The organism is Bradyrhizobium sp. STM 3809, assembly GCF_000239795.1.
In the GTDB taxonomy this organism is placed as follows: domain Bacteria; phylum Pseudomonadota; class Alphaproteobacteria; order Rhizobiales; family Xanthobacteraceae; genus Bradyrhizobium.
In genome coordinates this window covers 1-17851 of sequence record NZ_CAFJ01000531.1, presented here as the reverse complement: position 1 = coordinate 17851, position 17851 = coordinate 1, and the positions used below count along the sequence as shown (strand labels likewise).

Here is a 17851-nt window from a genome sequence, read left to right as displayed (position 1 = left end):
AGAACCGAGGGCCAAGATGGATTTCCGCCTGCTCCGTCGATTTCGCGCCGACCATCGCGGCGTCGCCGCGACCGAATTCGCCTTCATCGTGCCGCTGATGCTGGTGATGTTCTTCGGCACGGTCGAGTTCTGCTCGGCAATTGCGGTCGACCGCAAGGTGACGCTGATGGCGCGAACGCTGTCCGACCTGACGTCGCAGTCGACCTCGGTCGGCGACACCGACATATCGAACTTCTTCGCCGCCTCGACCGGCATCATGTATCCGTATTCCACATCGCCGGTGAACGCGACGATCAGCGAACTCCTCGTCGATTCCACGGGGAAGCAGGCGACCGTGGTCTGGAGCAAGGGGTCCGCACCGCGGACAGTGGGCACGGCCGTCGGCATCCCGGCCGACCTGCTGGTCGCCAACACCTATTTGATCTTCAGCGAGGTGAGCTACCAATACGTTCCGACGGTCGGCTATGTTCTGGCCAAGACGGGCGTCAATCTCAGCGACGTGGCCTATACCCGACCGCGTCAGTCGACCTGCGTGTTCTACAGTCCCAAGACCAGTTGTACGTGATGACCAGTTGTACGTGATCCGGATGCGCGCCGGAGACCACGATGCATGATCTGAACCGCACGAGCGTTCAGACCACGAGCGCTCAGACCATGGCTCAAGACAACGAAAAGGCCGCTTGAAGCGGCCTTTTTGTATGCGCATCTTTAGGTGCGGATCGCGGCGTCGCTGGCCTGAGCGGCGCTGAAGGCAACCGTTGGTCGCCTTCAGCGCGCGCAGATCAGTTGGCGGCGCGGAGATTGTCGGCCGACGACTTGCCCGAACGGCGGTCGGCCACGATCTCGTAAGAGATCTTCTGGCCTTCGCGCAGCGTGCCGAGGCCGGCGCGCTCGACGGCGCTGATGTGCACGAACACGTCGTTGCCGCCGTCATCCGGCTGAATGAAGCCATAGCCCTTGGTCGCGTTAAACCACTTCACGGTTCCCATGCTCACGGGGGTAGTTCCCTTCTCAGATATCAAATGTCGTAACCCAGGGGTCTGGGCTGGTTAGATCGAATTTTTGGAAGGGTCGTCAGCGTCTGAACCGGCTGTACCGGTAATAGCTAATCTCGTCCGGCCGAAAATCGATTGCGGGATATATTATTGGAAATGGCCGCGCAAAACAATCCTGAGGTGCGGGCGGGCGCACGATTTTTTAACGCGCCGGCAAGCCGCCGACGCGCTGGATTCATTGCTGGTTGCGCTTGATTTGACCAGGTGGGCGAAGGGGCGGAAGCATTTTCCGCCCCGGAACGTCAGCGCCGACGGAACTGCCCGCCGCGCTGCGGTGCGCCACGTGGCGGACCGCCGGGGGTGCTGGGACGCTCGTCCTTGTGGCGGAAGATGAGGCGGCCCTTTTCCAGGTCGTAGGGCGACATCTCGACCGTCACGCGGTCGCCCGCCAGCGTCTTGATGCGATTCTTCTTCATCTTGCCGGCGGTGTAGGCGACGATCTCGTGCCCCGCGTCGAGTTGAACCCGGTAGCGCGCGTCGGGAAGGATTTCGGTGACCAGCCCTTCGAACTGGATCAGCTCTTCCTTAGCCATGTCTTTCTCCAGATCGATAGACGTCTAGTTTGGCCGTTGGTTGCGGTTGTGAGCGTGGTTTTTGGGTCTGCCCTCGCGATGCAGGAATGCAACGCCCTGAATCGACCCGGCCTTGCCGCCGCCTTGCGACGGTCGCTGGGGCTCCTGACGATTGCCTGGCAGAGGCGGCACCTTAGCATTGGAACGACGACGTCGGCGAGGGCCTTTTGCGGCGTTGCCCCCATCGTTGGTCCGCGCATTCTGCATGCCGGGACGGCCACCGCCATGATGGCCTTGGCGCTGCGGCTGGCCGGCGGGAGCGGCGTCGCGCTGGCCCGGGGTCCGTCGATCCTCGCGCGGCAGGGTGGTCTTGGTGAGCCGCTCGATATCGCGGAGATACGACATCTCGTCGGCACCGGCGACTAGCGAGATGGCCACGCCATCGGCGCCGGCGCGCGCGGTGCGGCCGATGCGGTGGACATAGGTTTCGGGCACGTTCGGCAGGTCGAAGTTCACGACGTGGCTGACGCCGTCGACGTCGATGCCGCGCGCGGCGATGTCGGTGGCGACCAGCGTGCGGATCTCGCCGGTGCGGAAGGCCGCCAGCGTGCGCTCGCGGTGGTTCTGCGACTTGTTGCCATGGATGGCTTGGGCCGGAATGCCCGCCTTCTCCAGGCCCTTCACGACCTTGTCGGCGCCGTGCTTGGTGCGGGTGAACACCAGGGCGCGGTTCACCGGCTCATTCTTCAGCAGCTGAGCCAGCAGGCTCGGCTTGGCGGAGTGGTCGACCTGGATCACGCGCTGGGCGATGCGCTCGACCGTCGAGGAGACCGGGGTGACCGCGACGCGGGCCGGGTCCCGCAGCATGGAATCGGCGAGCTCGGCGATGTCCTTCGGCATGGTGGCCGAGAAGAACAGCGTCTGCCGTTTGATCGGCAGCTTGGCGACGATCTTCCGGATGTCGTTGATGAAGCCCATGTCGAGCATGCGGTCGGCTTCGTCGAGCACCAGGAACTCCACGTGGCTGAGCTTCAGGGCGTTGCCCTGGACCAGGTCGAGCAGGCGGCCCGGCGTGGCGACCAGCACCTCGACGCCCGGCATCACGGCGCGCACCTGCCGCCCCATCGGGACGCCGCCGATCGCGAGAGTGGAGCTCATGCGGATGTGGCGGCCATAGGTGTTGAAGCTGTCGAGGATCTGGCCGGAGAGCTCGCGGGTCGGGCTCAGCACCAGCACGCGCGCCGTCTTCGGCTGCGGCTTGATGCGGTTGTCCAGCAGGCGATGCAGGATCGGCAATGCGAAGGAGGCGGTCTTGCCGGTTCCCGTCTGCGCGATGCCGATCACGTCGCGGCCTTGGAGCGCGAGCGGAATGGTCTGGGCCTGGATCGGGGTTGGGGTGGTGTAGTTCTCTTCCTTCAGCGCGCGCGTCAGCGCGTCGGCGAGGTTGAAATCCTGAAAAGAGGTCAAAAGGTTGGGCTTTCCATAAGAGGAGAAGGCCCTCGTCGGCATGCGGGCCGGACGCGGGCGGGTGATGAGAGACACCCGCGTGTTTGGAGCGCCTAGTGTGGAGTGCTGAGGATGCGGAGCCAGAAGCTCAAGCTGAGCTAAAGAACACGCGGCTCGCAAAGATCCGGCCGATTCGCCTCGATCTGTCAGCTATATGGAACAGATGCATGCTGTTTTCAAGGCCGCTTCTGCGGGCTGCCATTGAAAGCGGTACTAGACTGCTTCAAAATTAGCCATTTCAAACATCATGCATAAAATAAGTGCTGCCTGACGGCTGATTAATCAGTTTGCTTGCTCAAAACATCGGCAGCTGAATGCGACGCTTCGTCGCGAATTGGCCGAGTTCCACATTTGCCTCAATGGCTTACGAGATGTGAAGCCGATGGCACGCTTCTTGCGATTCTTCCCGCGCAGACCGCCGGCCGCCTTCGGCTGCGAAGCACGTCTGCGTCAGGGAGATATTATCGCATGCTTACTCGACTCACTCAGGAATTAACGGCGCAGTTCAGCCGCCGTCGCTGGCTGGCTGCTGCTGCCGGCCTGGCCCTCGGCGCCGCCGGCTTCGGCCCGGCCATGGCTGCTGACGACACCATCAAGGTCGGCGTCCTGCATTCGCTGTCCGGCACCATGGCCATCAGCGAAACCACGCTGAAGGATACGATCCTGTTCCTGATCGACGAACAGAACAAGAAGGGCGGCGTGCTCGGCAAGAAGCTCGAGGCCGTCGTCGTCGACCCCGCCTCCAACTGGCCGCTGTTCGCCGAGAAGGCGCGCGAGCTGATCACCAAGGACAAGGTCGCGGTCGTGTTCGGCTGCTGGACCTCGGTGTCGCGCAAGTCGGTGCTGCCGGTGTTCAAGGAGCTCAACAGCATCCTGTTCTACCCGGTCCAGTACGAGGGCGAGGAGAGCGAGCGCAACGTGTTCTACACCGGCGCGGCGCCGAACCAGCAGGCGATCCCGGCGGTCGACTACCTGATGAAGGAAGAGAAGGTGAAGCGTTGGGTGCTGGCCGGCACCGACTACGTCTATCCGCGCACCACCAACAAGATCCTGGAAGCCTACCTGAAGTCGAAGGGCGTGGCTCAGGAAGACATCATGATCAACTACACGCCGTTCGGTCACTCCGACTGGCAGACGATCGTCGCCGACATCAAGAAGTTCGGCTCGGCCGGCAAGAAGACCGCCGTGGTCTCGACCATCAACGGCGACGCCAACGTTCCGTTCTACAAGGAGCTCGGCAACCAGGGCATCAAGGCGAAGGACATCCCGGTGGTCGCGTTCTCGGTGGGTGAGGAAGAGCTCGCCGGCATCGACACCAAGCCGCTGGTCGGCCATCTCGCCGCCTGGAACTACTTCGAGTCGATCAAGACTCCGGCGAACGAGAAGTTCATCAAGGACTGGCAGGCCTACACCAAGAATCCGAAGCGCGTGACCAACGACCCGATGGAAGCGCACGTCATCGGCTTCAACATGTGGGTGAAGGCGGTCGAGAAGGTGAAGTCGACCGATCCGGACAAGGTCATCGACGCCCTGCCGGGCACCGAGGCGCCGAACCTGACCGGCGGCGTGTCGAAGATGCTGCCGAACCACCACATCACCAAGCCGGTGTTCATCGGCGAGATCAAGGGCGATGGCCAGTTCAGCGTCGTCTACAAGACCAAGGATCTCGTCCCGGGCGACGCCTGGTCGAAGGAGCTCGAGGGCTCCAAGGACCTGATCGGCGACTGGGTCGGCAAGAAGTGCGGCAACTACAACGTCAAGACCAACAAGTGCCTGGGCTCGGGCACCTGATCCCGACCTGACGCGACCATGACGACGGGAGAAGGCGGCGATCTGCCGCCTTCTCTTGACCTCCTGAACTCCTGCCGGGGTTGTCCAGTGCCCGTTCTTTTTCTGGCGATCATTCGCCGCCTGCTGCTTTCGATTGCCCTGATCGCCGTTTCCGTTCCCGCCTTCGCCGCCAGTTTCGAAGAATCCGTCGCCAAATTCGCGAATGATGATTTTTCGGATACGGACGAGGCCGTCGGCGAGATCGCCGTGTCGGGCAACCCGCTGGCCTTTCCGATCATCAGCGCGCTCCAGGACGAGCGGCTGATGTTCGATGCCGAAACCAAGAAGGTCTATGTCAAGCAGGCCGACGGCAAGATCATCGATGCCGCGACCGGCGCTGCCGTCGACAAGCTGCCGGATGGCGCTGCGGCCGTCAGCCTCAACAACCGGCTGCGCCGCACCGTCGATGCGGCGCTCGGCGGCCTGACGCTGCTGTCGCCGGACACCAACACGCGCCTGACCGCCGCAAAATCGGTGTTCAAGTCGCATGACGAGGCGACGCTGCCGACGGTGGAATCGGCGCTCGCCAAGGAAACCAATCGCGCGGTGAAGCAGGCGCTGACCGAGGCGCGTGCCGCGATCCTGCTGTTCAAGTCCGACGCGAGCGAAGTGGACAAGCTCGAAGCCGTCGCCACCATCAGGTCGCGCGGCGACCAGGAGGCGCTGGCGCTGCTGACCGAGATCAGCGGCGGTGATCAGCCGGCCAGCGTCACCAAGGCTGCTGCCGGCGCGATCTCCTCGATTCAGAGCACACTGGCGGTGTGGTCTGGCGTGCAGAACGCCTGGTATGGCCTCTCGCTCGGCTCGGTATTGCTGCTCGCTGCCATCGGACTGGCCATCACGTTCGGCGTCATGGGCGTCATCAACATGGCCCATGGCGAGATGGTGATGCTCGGCGCCTATACCACCTTCGTGGTCCAGGAGGTCATCCGCACGCGTTATCCCGCGCTGTTCGACTATTCGCTGCTGATCGCCGCCCCGCTGGCCTTCCTGGTCGCTGGCGCGATCGGCGTGCTGATCGAGCGGACCATCATCCGCTTCCTCTATGGACGCCCGCTCGAGACGCTGCTCGCGACCTGGGGCCTGTCGCTGATCCTGCAGCAGGCGGTGCGCTCCGCGTTCGGCCCGACCAATCGCGAGGTCGGCAATCCCTCCTGGATGAGCGGTGCCTTCGAGCTCGGCCAGATCACGATCACCTACAACCGGCTCTGGATCCTCTGCTTCACGATGGCGGTGTTCGCGATCCTGCTGGCGATGCTGCGCTACACCGCGCTCGGCCTGGAGATGCGTGCGGTCACGCAGAACCGGCGCATGGCCGCCTCGATGGGAATTGCGACCTCGCGCGTCGATGCGCTCACCTTCGGGCTCGGCTCCGGCATCGCTGGGATCGCCGGCGTGGCGCTGTCGCAGATCGACAATGTGAGTCCGAATCTCGGCCAGAGCTACATCATCGATTCCTTCATGGTCGTGGTGTTCGGCGGCGTCGGCAATCTCTGGGGCACCCTGGTCGGCGCCTTTACGCTCGGCATCGCCAACAAGTTCCTGGAGCCAGTCGCCGGCGCCGTGCTGGGCAAGATCGCGATCCTGGTCCTGATCATCCTGTTCATTCAGAAGCGCCCGCGCGGCCTGTTCGCGCTCAAGGGCCGGGCGGTGGAAGCATGATGCCGCATCTGCTGACCCGGTCGCTGGACCGCGGCGCGTCGATCTTCCTCCTGGTCGTTGCGGCCTGCGGCATCCTGATCCCGCTGTCCAACCTGCTGCTGCCGGCCGGCTCGGCCTTGCAGGTGCCGACCTATCTGGTCGCGTTGTGGGGCAAATATGTCTGCTACGCCATCCTGGCGCTGTCGATCGATCTGATCTGGGGCTATTGCGGCATCCTCTCGCTCGGCCACGGCGCCTTCTTCGCGCTCGGCGGCTACGCGATGGGCATGTACCTGATGCGCCAGATCGGCACCCGCGGCGTCTACGGCAATCCGATCCTGCCGGACTTCATGGTGTTCCTGAACTACTCCAAGCTGCCCTGGTACTGGCATGGCTTCGACATGTTCTGGTTCGCGGCGCTGATGGTGCTGCTGGTGCCCGGCCTGCTCGCCTTCTGTTTCGGCTGGCTCGCCTTCCGCTCGCGCGTCACCGGCGTGTATCTCTCGATCATCACCCAGGCGATGACCTACGCGCTGCTGCTCGCCTTCTTCCGCAATGATTTCGGCTTCGGCGGCAACAACGGCCTGACCGATTTCAAGGACGTCCTCGGCTTCAACGTCCAGGCCGAGGGCACCCGTGCCGCGCTGTTCGCGCTGAGCTGCCTGGCGCTGATCCTGGCCTTCCTGATCTGCCGTGCCGTGGTGTCGTCGAAGCTCGGCAAGGTCCTGATCGCGATCCGCGATGCCGAGTCGCGCACGCGCTTCCTCGGCTACCGGGTGGAGTCCTACAAGCTGTTCGTGTTCACGCTGTCGGCCTGTATGGCCGGCGTCGCCGGCGCGCTCTACGTGCCTCAGGTCGGCATCATCAACCCGTCCGAGTTCGCCCCCGGCAACTCGATCGAGGCGGTGATCTGGGTCGCGGTCGGCGGCCGCGGCACGCTGGTGGGCGCAGCGCTCGGCGCCGTCGTCGTCAACTACGCCAAGACGTTCTTCACCTCGGGCGTGCTGGCGCCCTACTGGCTGTTCATGCTCGGCGCGCTGTTCGTGCTCGTGACCCTGCTGCTGCCCAAGGGCATCCTCGGCACCTTCAACAGCTGGTGGGACCAGCTCAGCACCAGAACGCCGAACGCCGACAGCGCCGCCCGCGAGGACGGCGTCACCGAACCCAAGATGGCGGAGTGAGCCCGTGAACGTGATGGACACCCGCGCGACCTCGTCGCTGCTCTATCTCGACGGCGTACACGTCTCCTTCGACGGCTTCCACGCCATCAACAATTTGTCGCTGACGCTCGAGCCCGGCGAGATGCGCGCCATCATCGGCCCGAACGGCGCCGGCAAGACCACGATGATGGACATCATCACCGGCAAGACCAAGCCGGACGAGGGCACGGTGCTGTTCGACGGCAAGACCGATCTCACCCGGCTCGACGAGACCCGCATCGCCGAACTGGGCATCGGCCGTAAATTCCAGAAGCCGACGGTGTTCGAGAGCCAGTCGGTGGAGGACAATCTGCTGCTCGCCCTCAACGTCGACCACAGCGTCAAGGGCACGCTGTTCTGGCGCGGCTCGAAGGGCGAGGCGGAGCAGATCGACAGGGTGCTCGAGACCGTGCGGCTGAAGGATGTCCGCCGCAAGCTCGCCGGCAGCTTGTCGCACGGCCAGAAACAGTGGCTGGAGATCGGCATGCTGCTGGCCCAGGATCCCAAGCTTCTGCTCGTCGACGAGCCCGTCGCGGGCATGACCGACGTCGAGACGCATCAGACCGCCGAGCTGCTCAAGGAAATCAATCGGGATCATACCGTCATGGTCGTCGAGCACGACATGACCTTCGTGCGCGAGCTTGGCGTCAAGGTCACCTGCCTGCATGAAGGCACGGTGCTGGCCGAGGGCACCATCGACCAGGTGTCGTCGAACGATCGCGTGATCGAAGTGTATCTGGGACGCTAGGCGATGTTGGACGTCAAGGACATCAACCTCTATTACGGCGCCGCCCAGGCGCTGCGCGGCGTCTCGATCGCGGCGGAGCCGGGCAAGGTCACCTGCGTGCTCGGCCGCAACGGCGTCGGCAAGACCTCGCTGCTGCGGGCGCTGGTCGGACAATATCCGCTGGCCTCGGGCAGCATCACCTTCGACGGCGCCGACATCACCCACCTGAAGCCCTATGAGCGGGCGCGCAAGGGTATCGGCTTCGTGCCGCAGGGGCGCGAGATCTTCCCGCTGCTGACGGTCGAGGAGAACCTCAAGACCGGCTTCGGCCCGCTCAAGCGCGCCGACCGCAGCATTCCCGACGACGTGTTCTCGCTGTTTCCGGTGCTGGAATCGATGCTCGGCCGCCGCGGCGGCGATCTCTCCGGCGGCCAGCAGCAGCAGCTCGCGATTGGTCGCGCCATGGTGATGCGGCCGAAGCTGCTGCTGCTGGACGAGCCGACCGAGGGCATCCAGCCCTCGATCATCAAGGACATCGGCCGGGCCATTTCCTATCTGCGCAATCTCGGCAACATCGCGATCGTCCTGGTCGAGCAGTATCTCGACTTTGCCTGCGAACTCGGCGACAACTTCGCGGTCATGGATCGCGGCGCGGTGAAGTTCACCTGCACGCGCGCCAATCTCGACCAGGCCGAGATCAGCCGCCAGATGGCGCTGTGACCATCAGCTAGTCGTTCGACGCGGTCTTGCCCGCGTCAGGTCCCAGGGGGAGGGGATCGATGCGGGCCGATCACGCCAGCGCCGCCGCCGACATCTTCGAGGCCAACCGGGCCCGCGGCGCCGTGCGCTTCGACGTCCGGCTGCAGGACGGCGTGACGCGCCGCCATCATCTGCATGAATCGGGCTCGCTGCGTGTCCGCTTTCCCTCGCCCGAGGACGACGGCCTGTCGGCGATGTTCGTCAACACGGCCGGCGGCATCGCTGGCGGCGACAGGTTTGCGATCGACGTCTCTGCCGGCGAAGGCAGCCGCGCCACGCTGTCGAGCGCTGCCGCGGAAAAGGTCTATCGCGCCCCCGGCAGGCCGGCCGAGCTCGACATCTCTCTCAGGGCTGCAGCCGGCGCGCACATCTCCTGGCTGCCGCAGGAGACCATCCTGTTCGACCGCGCCCGGATCCATCGCCGCATCGAGATCGATCTGGCCGACACGGCTTCGCTCTTGCTCTGCGAGATCGTCGTGTTCGGCCGCATCGCGATGGGCGAGCGCATGCGTGAGGGCGAGTTCGTCGACCGCTGGCGGCTGCGGCGCGGCGGCAAGCTCGTGTTCGCCGAGACCGTGCGCCTCGACGGCCACATCGGCGACAAACTGGCGCAGCCGGCGATCGCCAATGGCGCAGCCGCGATCGGTACCGCGCTGATCGTACCCGGCGATGGCGCGCTGGTCGAGCGCATCCGGGAGAGCCTGCCGGCCTTCCGTGGAGAGGCGGGATTGTCGGCCTGGAATGGATTTGCAATGGCCCGTTTCTGTGCCCAAGATGCCGCAAGCCTGCGCGCCGACATGATGGCCGTGCTGGGCTGTGCCTCGCCCGGGCCGCTGCCGCGGCTGTGGCTCAATTAGACCTCTACGAACCCGCGATTACCAGAAGACGATCACCAGAGAGCCCGCATGAACCTGTCTCCCCGCGAAAAGGACAAGCTCCTGATCTCGATGGCCGCCATCGTGGCCCGCCGCAGGCTCGAGCGCGGCGTCAAGCTGAACCATCCCGAGGCGGTCGCGATCATTTCCGATTTCATCCTGGAGGGCGCGCGCGATGGCCGGACGGTCGCCGAGCTGATGCAGGCCGGCGCCCAGGTGCTGACCCGCGACCAGGTGATGCCGGGCATTCCCGAGATGATCCACGACATCCAGGTCGAGGCGACGTTTCCGGACGGCACCAAGCTCGTCACGGTGCACGAGCCGATCCGGTGAGGCAAGTCCAACTCTTTCGGTCGTCATGCCCGGGCTCGACCCGGGCATCCACGCTCTTCGATCTCAACGAAAAGACGTGGATGGCCGGGTCAAGCCCGGCCATGACGCGGTGGAAACCTGCGAGGTAACACATGATCCCCGGCGAACTCTTCATCCAGGACGGCGAGATCGAGCTCAATGCCGGCCGCAAGACCGTGACGCTGTCGGTCGCCAATACCGGCGACCGGCCGATCCAAGTCGGCTCGCACTACCATTTCTTCGAGACCAACCCGGCGCTGAAGTTCGATCGCAAGAAGGCGCGCGGCATGCGGCTCGATATCGCCGCCGGCACCGCCGTGCGCTTCGAGCCCGGCCAGACCCGCGACGTGCAGCTGGTGGCGCTCGGCGGCAAGCGGATGGTCTACGGCTTCCGCGGCGACGTGATGGGCAAGCTGTAGACCGATGCTGACCGGGTTGCGCCTCGTCTCCGAAGCGGCCGAGCTGGCGGCACGCCGCCACGCCGGCCAGCAGCGCAAGGGCCGCGACGAGGAGCCCTATGTCAATCATCTCGCCGAGGTCGCGAACATCCTTGCCGCCACGACTGACGGTGCCGACGCCGAACTGGTCGCGGCCGGCTGGCTGCACGACACGATCGAGGACACCGACACCACGCGGGATGAGCTCGCGCAGCGCTTCGGGGCGCGCGTGGCCGGCCTCGTCGAGGAAGTGACCGACGACATGACGTTGCCGAAGAGCGAACGGCGCGCTGTCCAGGTCATTGCCGCGCCGGCCAAGTCCGACGGCGCCAAGCAGATCAAGATCGCCGACAAGATCAGCAACATCCGTGCGCGTGTCTTCTTCGAGCCGGATCTCGAGCAGCAGCTGGAGCTGATGGAGTATGTCGGCTGGGCCGAGCAGGTCGTCGCCGGCTGCCGCGGCGTCAACGCGCGGCTGGATGCGCTGTTCGACGAGACGGTGACGAATGCGCGGGGGACGCTGTGAGCGGCTTGGCGCGCATGTCTTCGGCGGCGATCTACAGCCTTTGCGCGGTATCCGCCGCTGTTGCCGCGGTTACTGCTGCCTCGGCCGCGGACGAGCGGCGCTGGCGCGTGTTCGAGCAGGACGAGGGCGCGCTGCTGTCGCCCAGCCGAAGCGATGAGGCGACGGACGATCTCGGATCGCCATCATTCCGCTGCAAGGCCAAGTCGGGCACCATTGCAGTCACCGGAGACGCCAGCCAGGAGCTACGCAACGCCGTCGCGGATCTGCTGCGCTCCAACGGATATCCGCAGGTCGGGATGGTGCCGGCGGGTCGTTACGGGCAAACGCTCCTGAACGTGTCCTACAGCGAGGCCGGATCGCTCTGGGAGTACAGCTTCGAGATGGAGGCCGATGCGCCCGCTTTCGATGCTTTGAAGCGCACCGGACGTCTGACATTCAAGATCGGCAAGACCACCATCCGGGAAGAGTTCAAGTCCGGTCTCGAGACCATCGCCAAGTTTCAATCGATCTGCGCGCGCCCCAAATGACCTGCGCGCTGGAGTTATTTGAGAGCTAGAGGCTGGAGCACGACATGTCCGTCAAGATCAAGCGTTCCGTCTATGCCGACATGTTCGGCCCGACCACCGGCGACAAGGTCCGGCTCGCCGATACAGACCTGATCATCGAGGTGGAGAAGGACTTCACCGTCTATGGCGAGGAGGTGAAGTTCGGCGGCGGCAAGGTGATCCGCGACGGCATGGGCCAGTCGCAGGCGACCAACAAGCAGGGCGCGGCCGACACCGTCATCACCAACGCGCTGATCGTCGATCACTGGGGCGTGGTGAAAGCCGACGTCGCGATCAAGGACGGCATGATCGCAGCGATCGGCAAGGCCGGCAATCCCGACATCCAGCCGGGCGTGACCATCGTGATCGGGCCGGGCACCGACGTGATTGCGGGCGAGGGCAAGATCCTCACCGCCGGCGGCTTCGACAGCCACATCCACTTCATTTGTCCGCAGCAGATCGAGCACGCGCTGATGAGTGGCGTCACCTCGCTGCTCGGCGGCGGCACCGGTCCGTCGCACGGCACCTTCGCCACCACCTGCACGCCCGGCCCGTGGCACATCGGCCGGATGATGCAGTCGTTCGATGCCTTCCCGGTCAATCTCGGCATCTCCGGCAAGGGTAACGCATCGCGTCCCGCGGCACTGGTCGAGATGGTCAAGGCCGGCGCCTGCGCGCTGAAGCTGCACGAGGATTGGGGCACGACACCGGCTGCGATCGACAATTGTCTGTCGGTCGCCGACGATCACGACATCCAGGTCATGCTGCACTCGGATACGCTGAACGAGTCCGGCTTCGTCGAGGACACGATCAAGGCCTTCAAGGGCCGCACCATCCATGCCTTCCATACCGAAGGCGCCGGCGGCGGCCACGCCCCGGACATCATCAAAGTGGCGGGCCTGAAGAACGTGCTGCCGTCGTCGACCAACCCGACACGGCCGTTCACGCGCAACACCATCGACGAGCATCTCGACATGCTGATGGTGTGCCATCATCTCGACCCGTCGATCGCCGAGGACCTCGCCTTTGCCGAGAGCCGCATCCGCAAGGAGACGATCGCGGCCGAGGACATCCTGCATGATCTCGGCGCGCTGTCGATGATGTCGTCGGACTCGCAGGCGATGGGCCGGCTCGGCGAAGTCATCATCCGGACCTGGCAGACCGCCGACAAGATGAAGAAGCAGCGCGGCGCCCTGCCGCAGGACAAAGGCAAGGACAACGACAATTTCCGCGTGAAGCGCTACATCGCCAAATACACGATCAACCCGGCGATCGCGCACGGCGTGTCGAAGCTGATCGGCTCGGTCGAGAAGGGCAAGCTCGCCGACCTCGTGCTGTGGTCGCCCGCCTTCTTCGGCGTCAAGCCGGACTGCGTCATCAAAGGCGGTACCATCGTCGCCGCCCCGATGGGCGATCCCAACGCCTCGATCCCGACGCCGCAGCCGGTGCACTACCAGCCGATGTTCGGCGCCTTCGGCAAGTCGCTGACGGCGTCCTCGGTGATCTTCACGTCGAAGGCGGCGGTGGCCGGCGGGCTCGGCCGCAAGCTCGGCCTGTCCAAGAAGCTCTATGCGGTGCAGAACACCCGCGGCAGGATCTCGAAGAAGAGCATGATCCACAACGACGCCACGCCCAACATCGAGGTCGATCCCGAGACCTATGAGGTGCGCGCGGACGGCGAATTGCTGACCTGCGAGCCGGCCGAGGTGCTGCCCATGGCGCAGCGCTATTTCATGTTCTAAACTTGCCCCCGGTACCCAGAAACAGAAACGTACCGGGAGGACTGCTTCGTGATCTATGTCGTTGCCACCTTGACCATCAAGCCCGAAACGCGTGCCGAATTCATCGCTGCCGCCACCGCCTGCATCGAGGGGACCCGCAAGGAACCCGGCAATATCGCTTACGACTTGCATGAGAGCGTCACCGATCCGAGCAGGATGGTGTTCGTGGAGCAGTGGGAGAACGCCGAGGCCCTGGTGCCGCACCGCGCGACCGAGCACATGAAGACGTTCGGGCGTGTCGCCGTGAAATGCATGGCGGCACCGCCGAAGATCGAGATCATCACGCCTGAGAAGGTCGATGTCCGCTGAGCGGAATTGTGAGATGAGGATACCAGCATGATCCGCGCGACCCGCGTGCTCGGGCAGCATCGTTGGAAAGAGGCCGCTGCCGATTCCGTTCTGCTCGATTTCGATGATCGGCACCGGCGCAGGCTGGCGATGACCGGCACGCGCGGGCTGGAATTCCTGCTCGACCTCGAGCACGCCACCGCGCTTCGCGGTGGCGATGCCCTGGTGCTGGAGGACGGCCGCCTCGTCGAGGTCGTGGCGGCGGCCGAGCCGCTGCTCGAGATCCGCGCCAGCGATCCGCATCATTTGGTGCGGCTCGCCTGGCATCTCGGCAACCGGCATCTGCCGACCCAGATCATGGCCAAGAGCCTGCGCATCCGCCGCGACCACGTCATCGAGGCGATGGTGAAGGGCCTCGGCGCGCGCGTCATCGAGATCGAGGCGCCGTTCGACCCGGAAGGCGGGGCCTACGCCGAGCCCAGCCATGGGCATGGCGATCACGATCATCATGGTCATGATCACCACGGCCACGATCATCACCACGATCACACCAGTCATGATCATGCGCATCACGGCCACGCGCATCATGATCATGACCACGGCCATGCGCATGATGATCACGTGCATGACGATCACGTGCACGACGAGCATTGCGGCCACGACCACGATCATCACGGTCATTCCCATGCTCATGACCACAAATGATGTGGGACGCAGCCCGTCCGCTGCCGGCGGTGCGGAGCTGGCCGCGCTGTACCGGCTGCTGACCTGGCTGTCGCCGGCGTTTCCGATCGGCGGCTTCTCCTACTCCAGCGGCATCGAATGGGCCGTCGAAGCCGGCGATATCGCCGATGCCGCCGCGTTGCGCGGCTGGCTGGCGACGATGCTCACGGACGGCTCCGGCTTCTGCGATGCCGCCTTCCTCGCCCACGCGCACCGGGCGGCCGAACTGGACGACATGACACGGTTGCGCGAGGTTGCCGAACTCGCCGCCGCCTTCGTGCCGTCGCGCGAGCGGCAGCTCGAAACCACCGCCCAGGGACGCGCCTTCATCGAGATCGCGCGGTCGGCCTGGAATTGCGCCGGCCTCGACGAGGCGGTGGCGCAATGCGATGTCATCGTCTATCCGGTGGCGGTGGGGCTGGTCGGCGCGCTTCACGGCGTGCCCCTCGAACCGTTGCTGCATGGCTTCCTGCACGCGCTGACGTCGAACTGGATTTCCGCCGGCAGCCGGCTCGTTCCGCTCGGGCAGACGGATAGCCAGCGCGTGCTCGCGGCGCTCGAGCCGGTCGTCCTCGCAACCGCCGATCGCGCTCTCCACGCTTCGCTCGACGACATCGGCAGCGCGACGTTCCGGGGCGATCTCGCCAGCCATCGTCACGAGACGCAATACACGAGGTTGTTCCGGTCGTGACCGGGCAGGGCCTCATCCGACGTGACGGTCGGCCGGGCCGGCTCCCGCAATTCGGAAATTTTTTCAGGACAGCAGTCCACGGACTGCGCCAGCAATGATGGCTCCTCGCATTCGCGCGGACGACAGAAGGATAGATGACATGGCATCGTCTCACGGACCGCTGCGCGTCGGGGTCGGCGGCCCCGTCGGCTCCGGCAAGACCGCACTGATGGATCTGCTCTGCAAGTCGATGCGGGAGCGCTACGACATCGCGGCGATCACCAACGACATCTACACCAAATGGGACGCGGAATTTCTCGTCCGCTCCGGCTCGCTGACGCCGGACCGCATTGCCGGCGTGGAAACCGGTGGCTGTCCGCACACCGCCATCCGCGAGGATGCCTCGATGAATCTCGCGGCCGTGGCGGACATGCGTGCCAAGTTTCCCGGCCTCGATCTCGTGCTGATCGAGTCCGGCGGCGACAACCTCGCCGCGACGTTCTCTCCCGAACTGGCCGACATCACCATCTACGTGATCGACGTCGCGGCCGGCGACAAGATCCCTTCGAAAGGCGGTCCAGGCATCACCCGCTCCGACCTGCTTGTGATCAACAAGATCGACCTCGCGCCGCACGTCGGCGCCTCCCTGGAGAAGATGGAGACGGATGCCAAGCGCATGCGCGGCGAGCGTCCTTTCGTCATGACCAACCTGAAGAAGAGCCAGGGTCTCGACCGGATCATCGGCTTCATCGAGGCCAAGGGCGGACTCACGCCGTCCGCCTGAGCGGCTGATCTGGCACGTTCTGCGCGGCGTTGCTGAGTGTGCCGCCGTCAGCAGACGCAAAAAAGCCTCACCGGGCCGGAACAACTCCTGTGCCCGGGTGTTGCCTTGACCCGGGGTGCGCGCGCCTTGCCAAAGGGCGTCTGGGCCGATGGACGGCCGGTATCCTGGGATCGCTTTCCGCTGATCGCTCCGATCACTTCCGCCCGCCCGAGGTGCGCGTTACTTGAGTAGCAGGCCCAGTTATTGGATGACTCGTTGCCTCCTTCGCCAACCCTTGACCTTAGAGTAAACGAGTGCTTCGGCTGGGTGTCATCATCGGAGTGATTGCGCTGCTCGGGACGGCGCTGTCCGGCTTGGCCGCCTACCGCGTGCATGACCAGGAGCTGGCGCTCGACCGCATCGCGCTGGCCCGCGCCATCGACGTCCATGCCAGCCTCGTCCAGGACCGGCTGACCGAGCGCGAACTTCTGGCCCGGGTCGCCTCGGGGCTGTTCCGGGCCCCCTCGGTGATCAAGGCCAACATGCTGGAGCCGCTGCGATCGTCGATCTATGCCTTCAAGACCGACTTCGTGGTGGCGTCCTGGATCGCCCGGCTGCGGCCCGATGAGCTGCCCGTCGCCCAGGCGGAGTTGCGCCAGGCCGGCTTTCCCAATCCGACCATTCGCAATTACGACGACACGCCGCTGGGCCCGAACGTCGATCGCCCCATCGATGTCCTGATGGACCTCGAGCCGCGCAACGCCGAGACCTCGCGGCTTCCCGGCATTGCGCTCGATCGCCAGCCGATCATCGGGCCGATGCTGGCGCGCGCCATGTCCGAAGGCAAGCCGATCGCCTCTGACCCCACACCGCTGTTGCGTGTGGATGGACCCATCGGGATCGTGCTGGCCGCGCCCGTAGTCCCGCAAGGCGCGTCCGCGCCGGCCGGCTTTGTGACGTTTTCCTACGAAATCGGACCGCTGCTGCTGACCAATGACGATCTCTCGCTGTTCTCGGTCGCCCTGAAGGATCCGCGGAACGCGTCGGACGAACTGGTGGCCAACGATCAGGGCGCCGTGACGACCCGGACGCGCGGGCCGGACGATCCGGCGCCGTCCTCCACCCGGACAGTCGCCTTCGGCAACCACGACTGGTCGCTGGTCTACTATGCCAAGAGCAACACGGTACGCCGGGCGCAGCAGACCGCGGCGATCGTCGGTGTGATCGGCCTGGCGCTGACCGGGATCATCTGCGGCCTGTTCGGCTATGTCGTGTACAATAATTTCCGGCTCAAACGCGAGATCCAGGTCCGCATCGGCTTCGAGCGCCGCCTGACGGCGGTCATCGACGAGCTCAACCACCGGGTCAAGAACATCCTCGCAGTGATCCAATCCATCGTCACGCGAACGCTCCGTCACGGCAGCGACATCGATGTTGCCCGCGAGCTGTTGATCGGGCGCATCCACGCGATGTCGAACGTGGTCACGCTGCTGAGCGAGAGCCAGTGGCAGGGCGTTCAGCTGCGCGGCCTGTTCGAGGCCCGTGCCATTCCACACGCCGAACGGATCGCCGTCAGCGGCCCGGACATCACGGTCAGCGCGCGCGCGGCGCAGAGTCTGTCGCTGCTGTTCTTCGAACTCGCCTCTCACTCGGATGAAGGGCT

At 64.9% G+C, this 17851-nt stretch carries 20 protein-coding genes; 17 read left to right on the top strand and 3 right to left on the bottom strand.

The genetic code is table 11. The features are described 5' to 3' along the window. Positions 1 to 16 precede the first annotated feature (16 nt). Entirely contained in the window at positions 17 to 565 is a 549-nt protein-coding gene (locus BRAS3809_RS24525) for a TadE/TadG family type IV pilus assembly protein (RefSeq protein WP_008964725.1), read from the top strand. Positions 566 to 782: 217 nt separating this feature from the next. Here the strand turns inward: BRAS3809_RS24525 and BRAS3809_RS24520 are convergent, their stop codons facing one another. From BRAS3809_RS24520 to BRAS3809_RS24510, 3 genes are all read right to left on the bottom strand, one after another. Continuing rightward, positions 783 to 995 carry a cold-shock protein gene (locus BRAS3809_RS24520; protein ID WP_006612155.1) on the bottom strand — a complete coding sequence of 71 codons (213 nt, stop codon included), beginning with the start codon at positions 993 to 995 and terminating at the stop codon, positions 783 to 785. 302 nt (positions 996 to 1297) lie between these two features. Continuing rightward, positions 1298 to 1588 carry a translation initiation factor IF-1 gene (gene infA, locus BRAS3809_RS24515; protein WP_008964724.1) on the bottom strand — a complete coding sequence of 97 codons (291 nt, stop codon included), beginning with the start codon at positions 1586 to 1588 and terminating at the stop codon, positions 1298 to 1300. Positions 1589 to 1612: 24 nt separating this feature from the next. Beyond that, positions 1613 to 3034 carry a DEAD/DEAH box helicase gene (locus tag BRAS3809_RS24510; protein WP_008964723.1) on the bottom strand — a complete coding sequence of 474 codons (1422 nt, stop codon included), beginning with the start codon at positions 3032 to 3034 and terminating at the stop codon, positions 1613 to 1615. Between the two features lie 507 nt (positions 3035 to 3541). On the opposite strand from BRAS3809_RS24510, the gene urtA reads away from it, so the two are divergent. The 16 genes from urtA to BRAS3809_RS24430 all read left to right on the top strand — a co-directional run. Then, positions 3542 to 4864, top strand: coding sequence for an urea ABC transporter substrate-binding protein (gene urtA, locus BRAS3809_RS24505; RefSeq protein WP_008964722.1), 1323 nt, complete (start codon positions 3542 to 3544; stop codon positions 4862 to 4864). Positions 4865 to 4966: 102 nt separating this feature from the next. Continuing rightward, entirely contained in the window at positions 4967 to 6565 is a 1599-nt protein-coding gene (urtB, locus tag BRAS3809_RS24500; protein ID WP_502685679.1) for an urea ABC transporter permease subunit UrtB, read from the top strand. Further along, entirely contained in the window at positions 6562 to 7725 is a 1164-nt protein-coding gene (urtC, locus tag BRAS3809_RS24495) for an urea ABC transporter permease subunit UrtC (RefSeq protein WP_008964720.1), read from the top strand. Before urtB ends, urtC begins: the two co-directional genes overlap by 4 nt. A 4-nt stretch (positions 7726 to 7729) precedes the next feature. Beyond that, positions 7730 to 8491: an urea ABC transporter ATP-binding protein UrtD gene (gene urtD, locus BRAS3809_RS24490; protein ID WP_083839159.1), complete on the top strand. Its 762-nt coding sequence runs from the start codon at positions 7730 to 7732 to the stop codon at positions 8489 to 8491. Positions 8492 to 8494: 3 nt separating this feature from the next. Then, entirely contained in the window at positions 8495 to 9190 is a 696-nt protein-coding gene (gene urtE / locus BRAS3809_RS24485; RefSeq protein WP_008964718.1) for an urea ABC transporter ATP-binding subunit UrtE, read from the top strand. A 59-nt stretch (positions 9191 to 9249) separates the two neighbouring features. Then, entirely contained in the window at positions 9250 to 10086 is an 837-nt protein-coding gene (locus tag BRAS3809_RS24480; RefSeq protein WP_008964717.1) for an urease accessory protein UreD, read from the top strand. 48 nt (positions 10087 to 10134) lie between these two features. Then, complete coding sequence (locus BRAS3809_RS24475) at positions 10135 to 10437, top strand: urease subunit gamma (protein ID WP_015669637.1); 303 nt, start codon at positions 10135 to 10137, stop codon at positions 10435 to 10437. Positions 10438 to 10568: 131 nt separating this feature from the next. After that, positions 10569 to 10874, top strand: coding sequence for an urease subunit beta (locus BRAS3809_RS24470; RefSeq protein ID WP_008964715.1), 306 nt, complete (start codon positions 10569 to 10571; stop codon positions 10872 to 10874). 4 nt (positions 10875 to 10878) lie between these two features. Continuing rightward, the gene (locus BRAS3809_RS24465) at positions 10879 to 11418 is read left to right on the top strand and encodes an HD domain-containing protein (protein WP_035658171.1); all 540 of its coding nucleotides are present in this window, start codon (positions 10879 to 10881) and stop codon (positions 11416 to 11418) included. After that, complete coding sequence (locus tag BRAS3809_RS24460; protein WP_139017441.1) at positions 11415 to 11945, top strand: hypothetical protein; 531 nt, start codon at positions 11415 to 11417, stop codon at positions 11943 to 11945. Before BRAS3809_RS24465 ends, BRAS3809_RS24460 begins: the two co-directional genes overlap by 4 nt. Positions 11946 to 11989: 44 nt before the next feature. Further along, positions 11990 to 13705 (top strand): urease subunit alpha, encoded by a 1716-nt coding sequence (ureC, locus tag BRAS3809_RS24455; protein WP_008964712.1) that lies wholly within the window; start codon positions 11990 to 11992, stop codon positions 13703 to 13705. A 48-nt stretch (positions 13706 to 13753) separates the two neighbouring features. After that, positions 13754 to 14053 (top strand): putative quinol monooxygenase, encoded by a 300-nt coding sequence (locus BRAS3809_RS24450; RefSeq protein WP_008964711.1) that lies wholly within the window; start codon positions 13754 to 13756, stop codon positions 14051 to 14053. Positions 14054 to 14080: 27 nt separating this feature from the next. After that, on the top strand, positions 14081 to 14737 hold the full coding sequence (locus BRAS3809_RS24445; RefSeq protein ID WP_008964710.1) for an urease accessory protein UreE: 657 nt from the start codon (positions 14081 to 14083) through the stop codon (positions 14735 to 14737). Beyond that, complete coding sequence (locus BRAS3809_RS24440) at positions 14724 to 15446, top strand: urease accessory protein UreF (protein WP_008964709.1); 723 nt, start codon at positions 14724 to 14726, stop codon at positions 15444 to 15446. The genes BRAS3809_RS24445 and BRAS3809_RS24440 overlap by 14 nt, the downstream gene beginning before the upstream one ends. A 139-nt stretch (positions 15447 to 15585) precedes the next feature. Continuing rightward, complete coding sequence (gene ureG, locus BRAS3809_RS24435) at positions 15586 to 16209, top strand: urease accessory protein UreG (RefSeq protein ID WP_006612139.1); 624 nt, start codon at positions 15586 to 15588, stop codon at positions 16207 to 16209. Positions 16210 to 16502: 293 nt separating this feature from the next. Beyond that, positions 16503 to 17851, top strand: a 1349-nt coding sequence (locus tag BRAS3809_RS24430) for a CHASE domain-containing protein (protein ID WP_035658177.1), incomplete at its 3' end; no start/stop codon positions are given.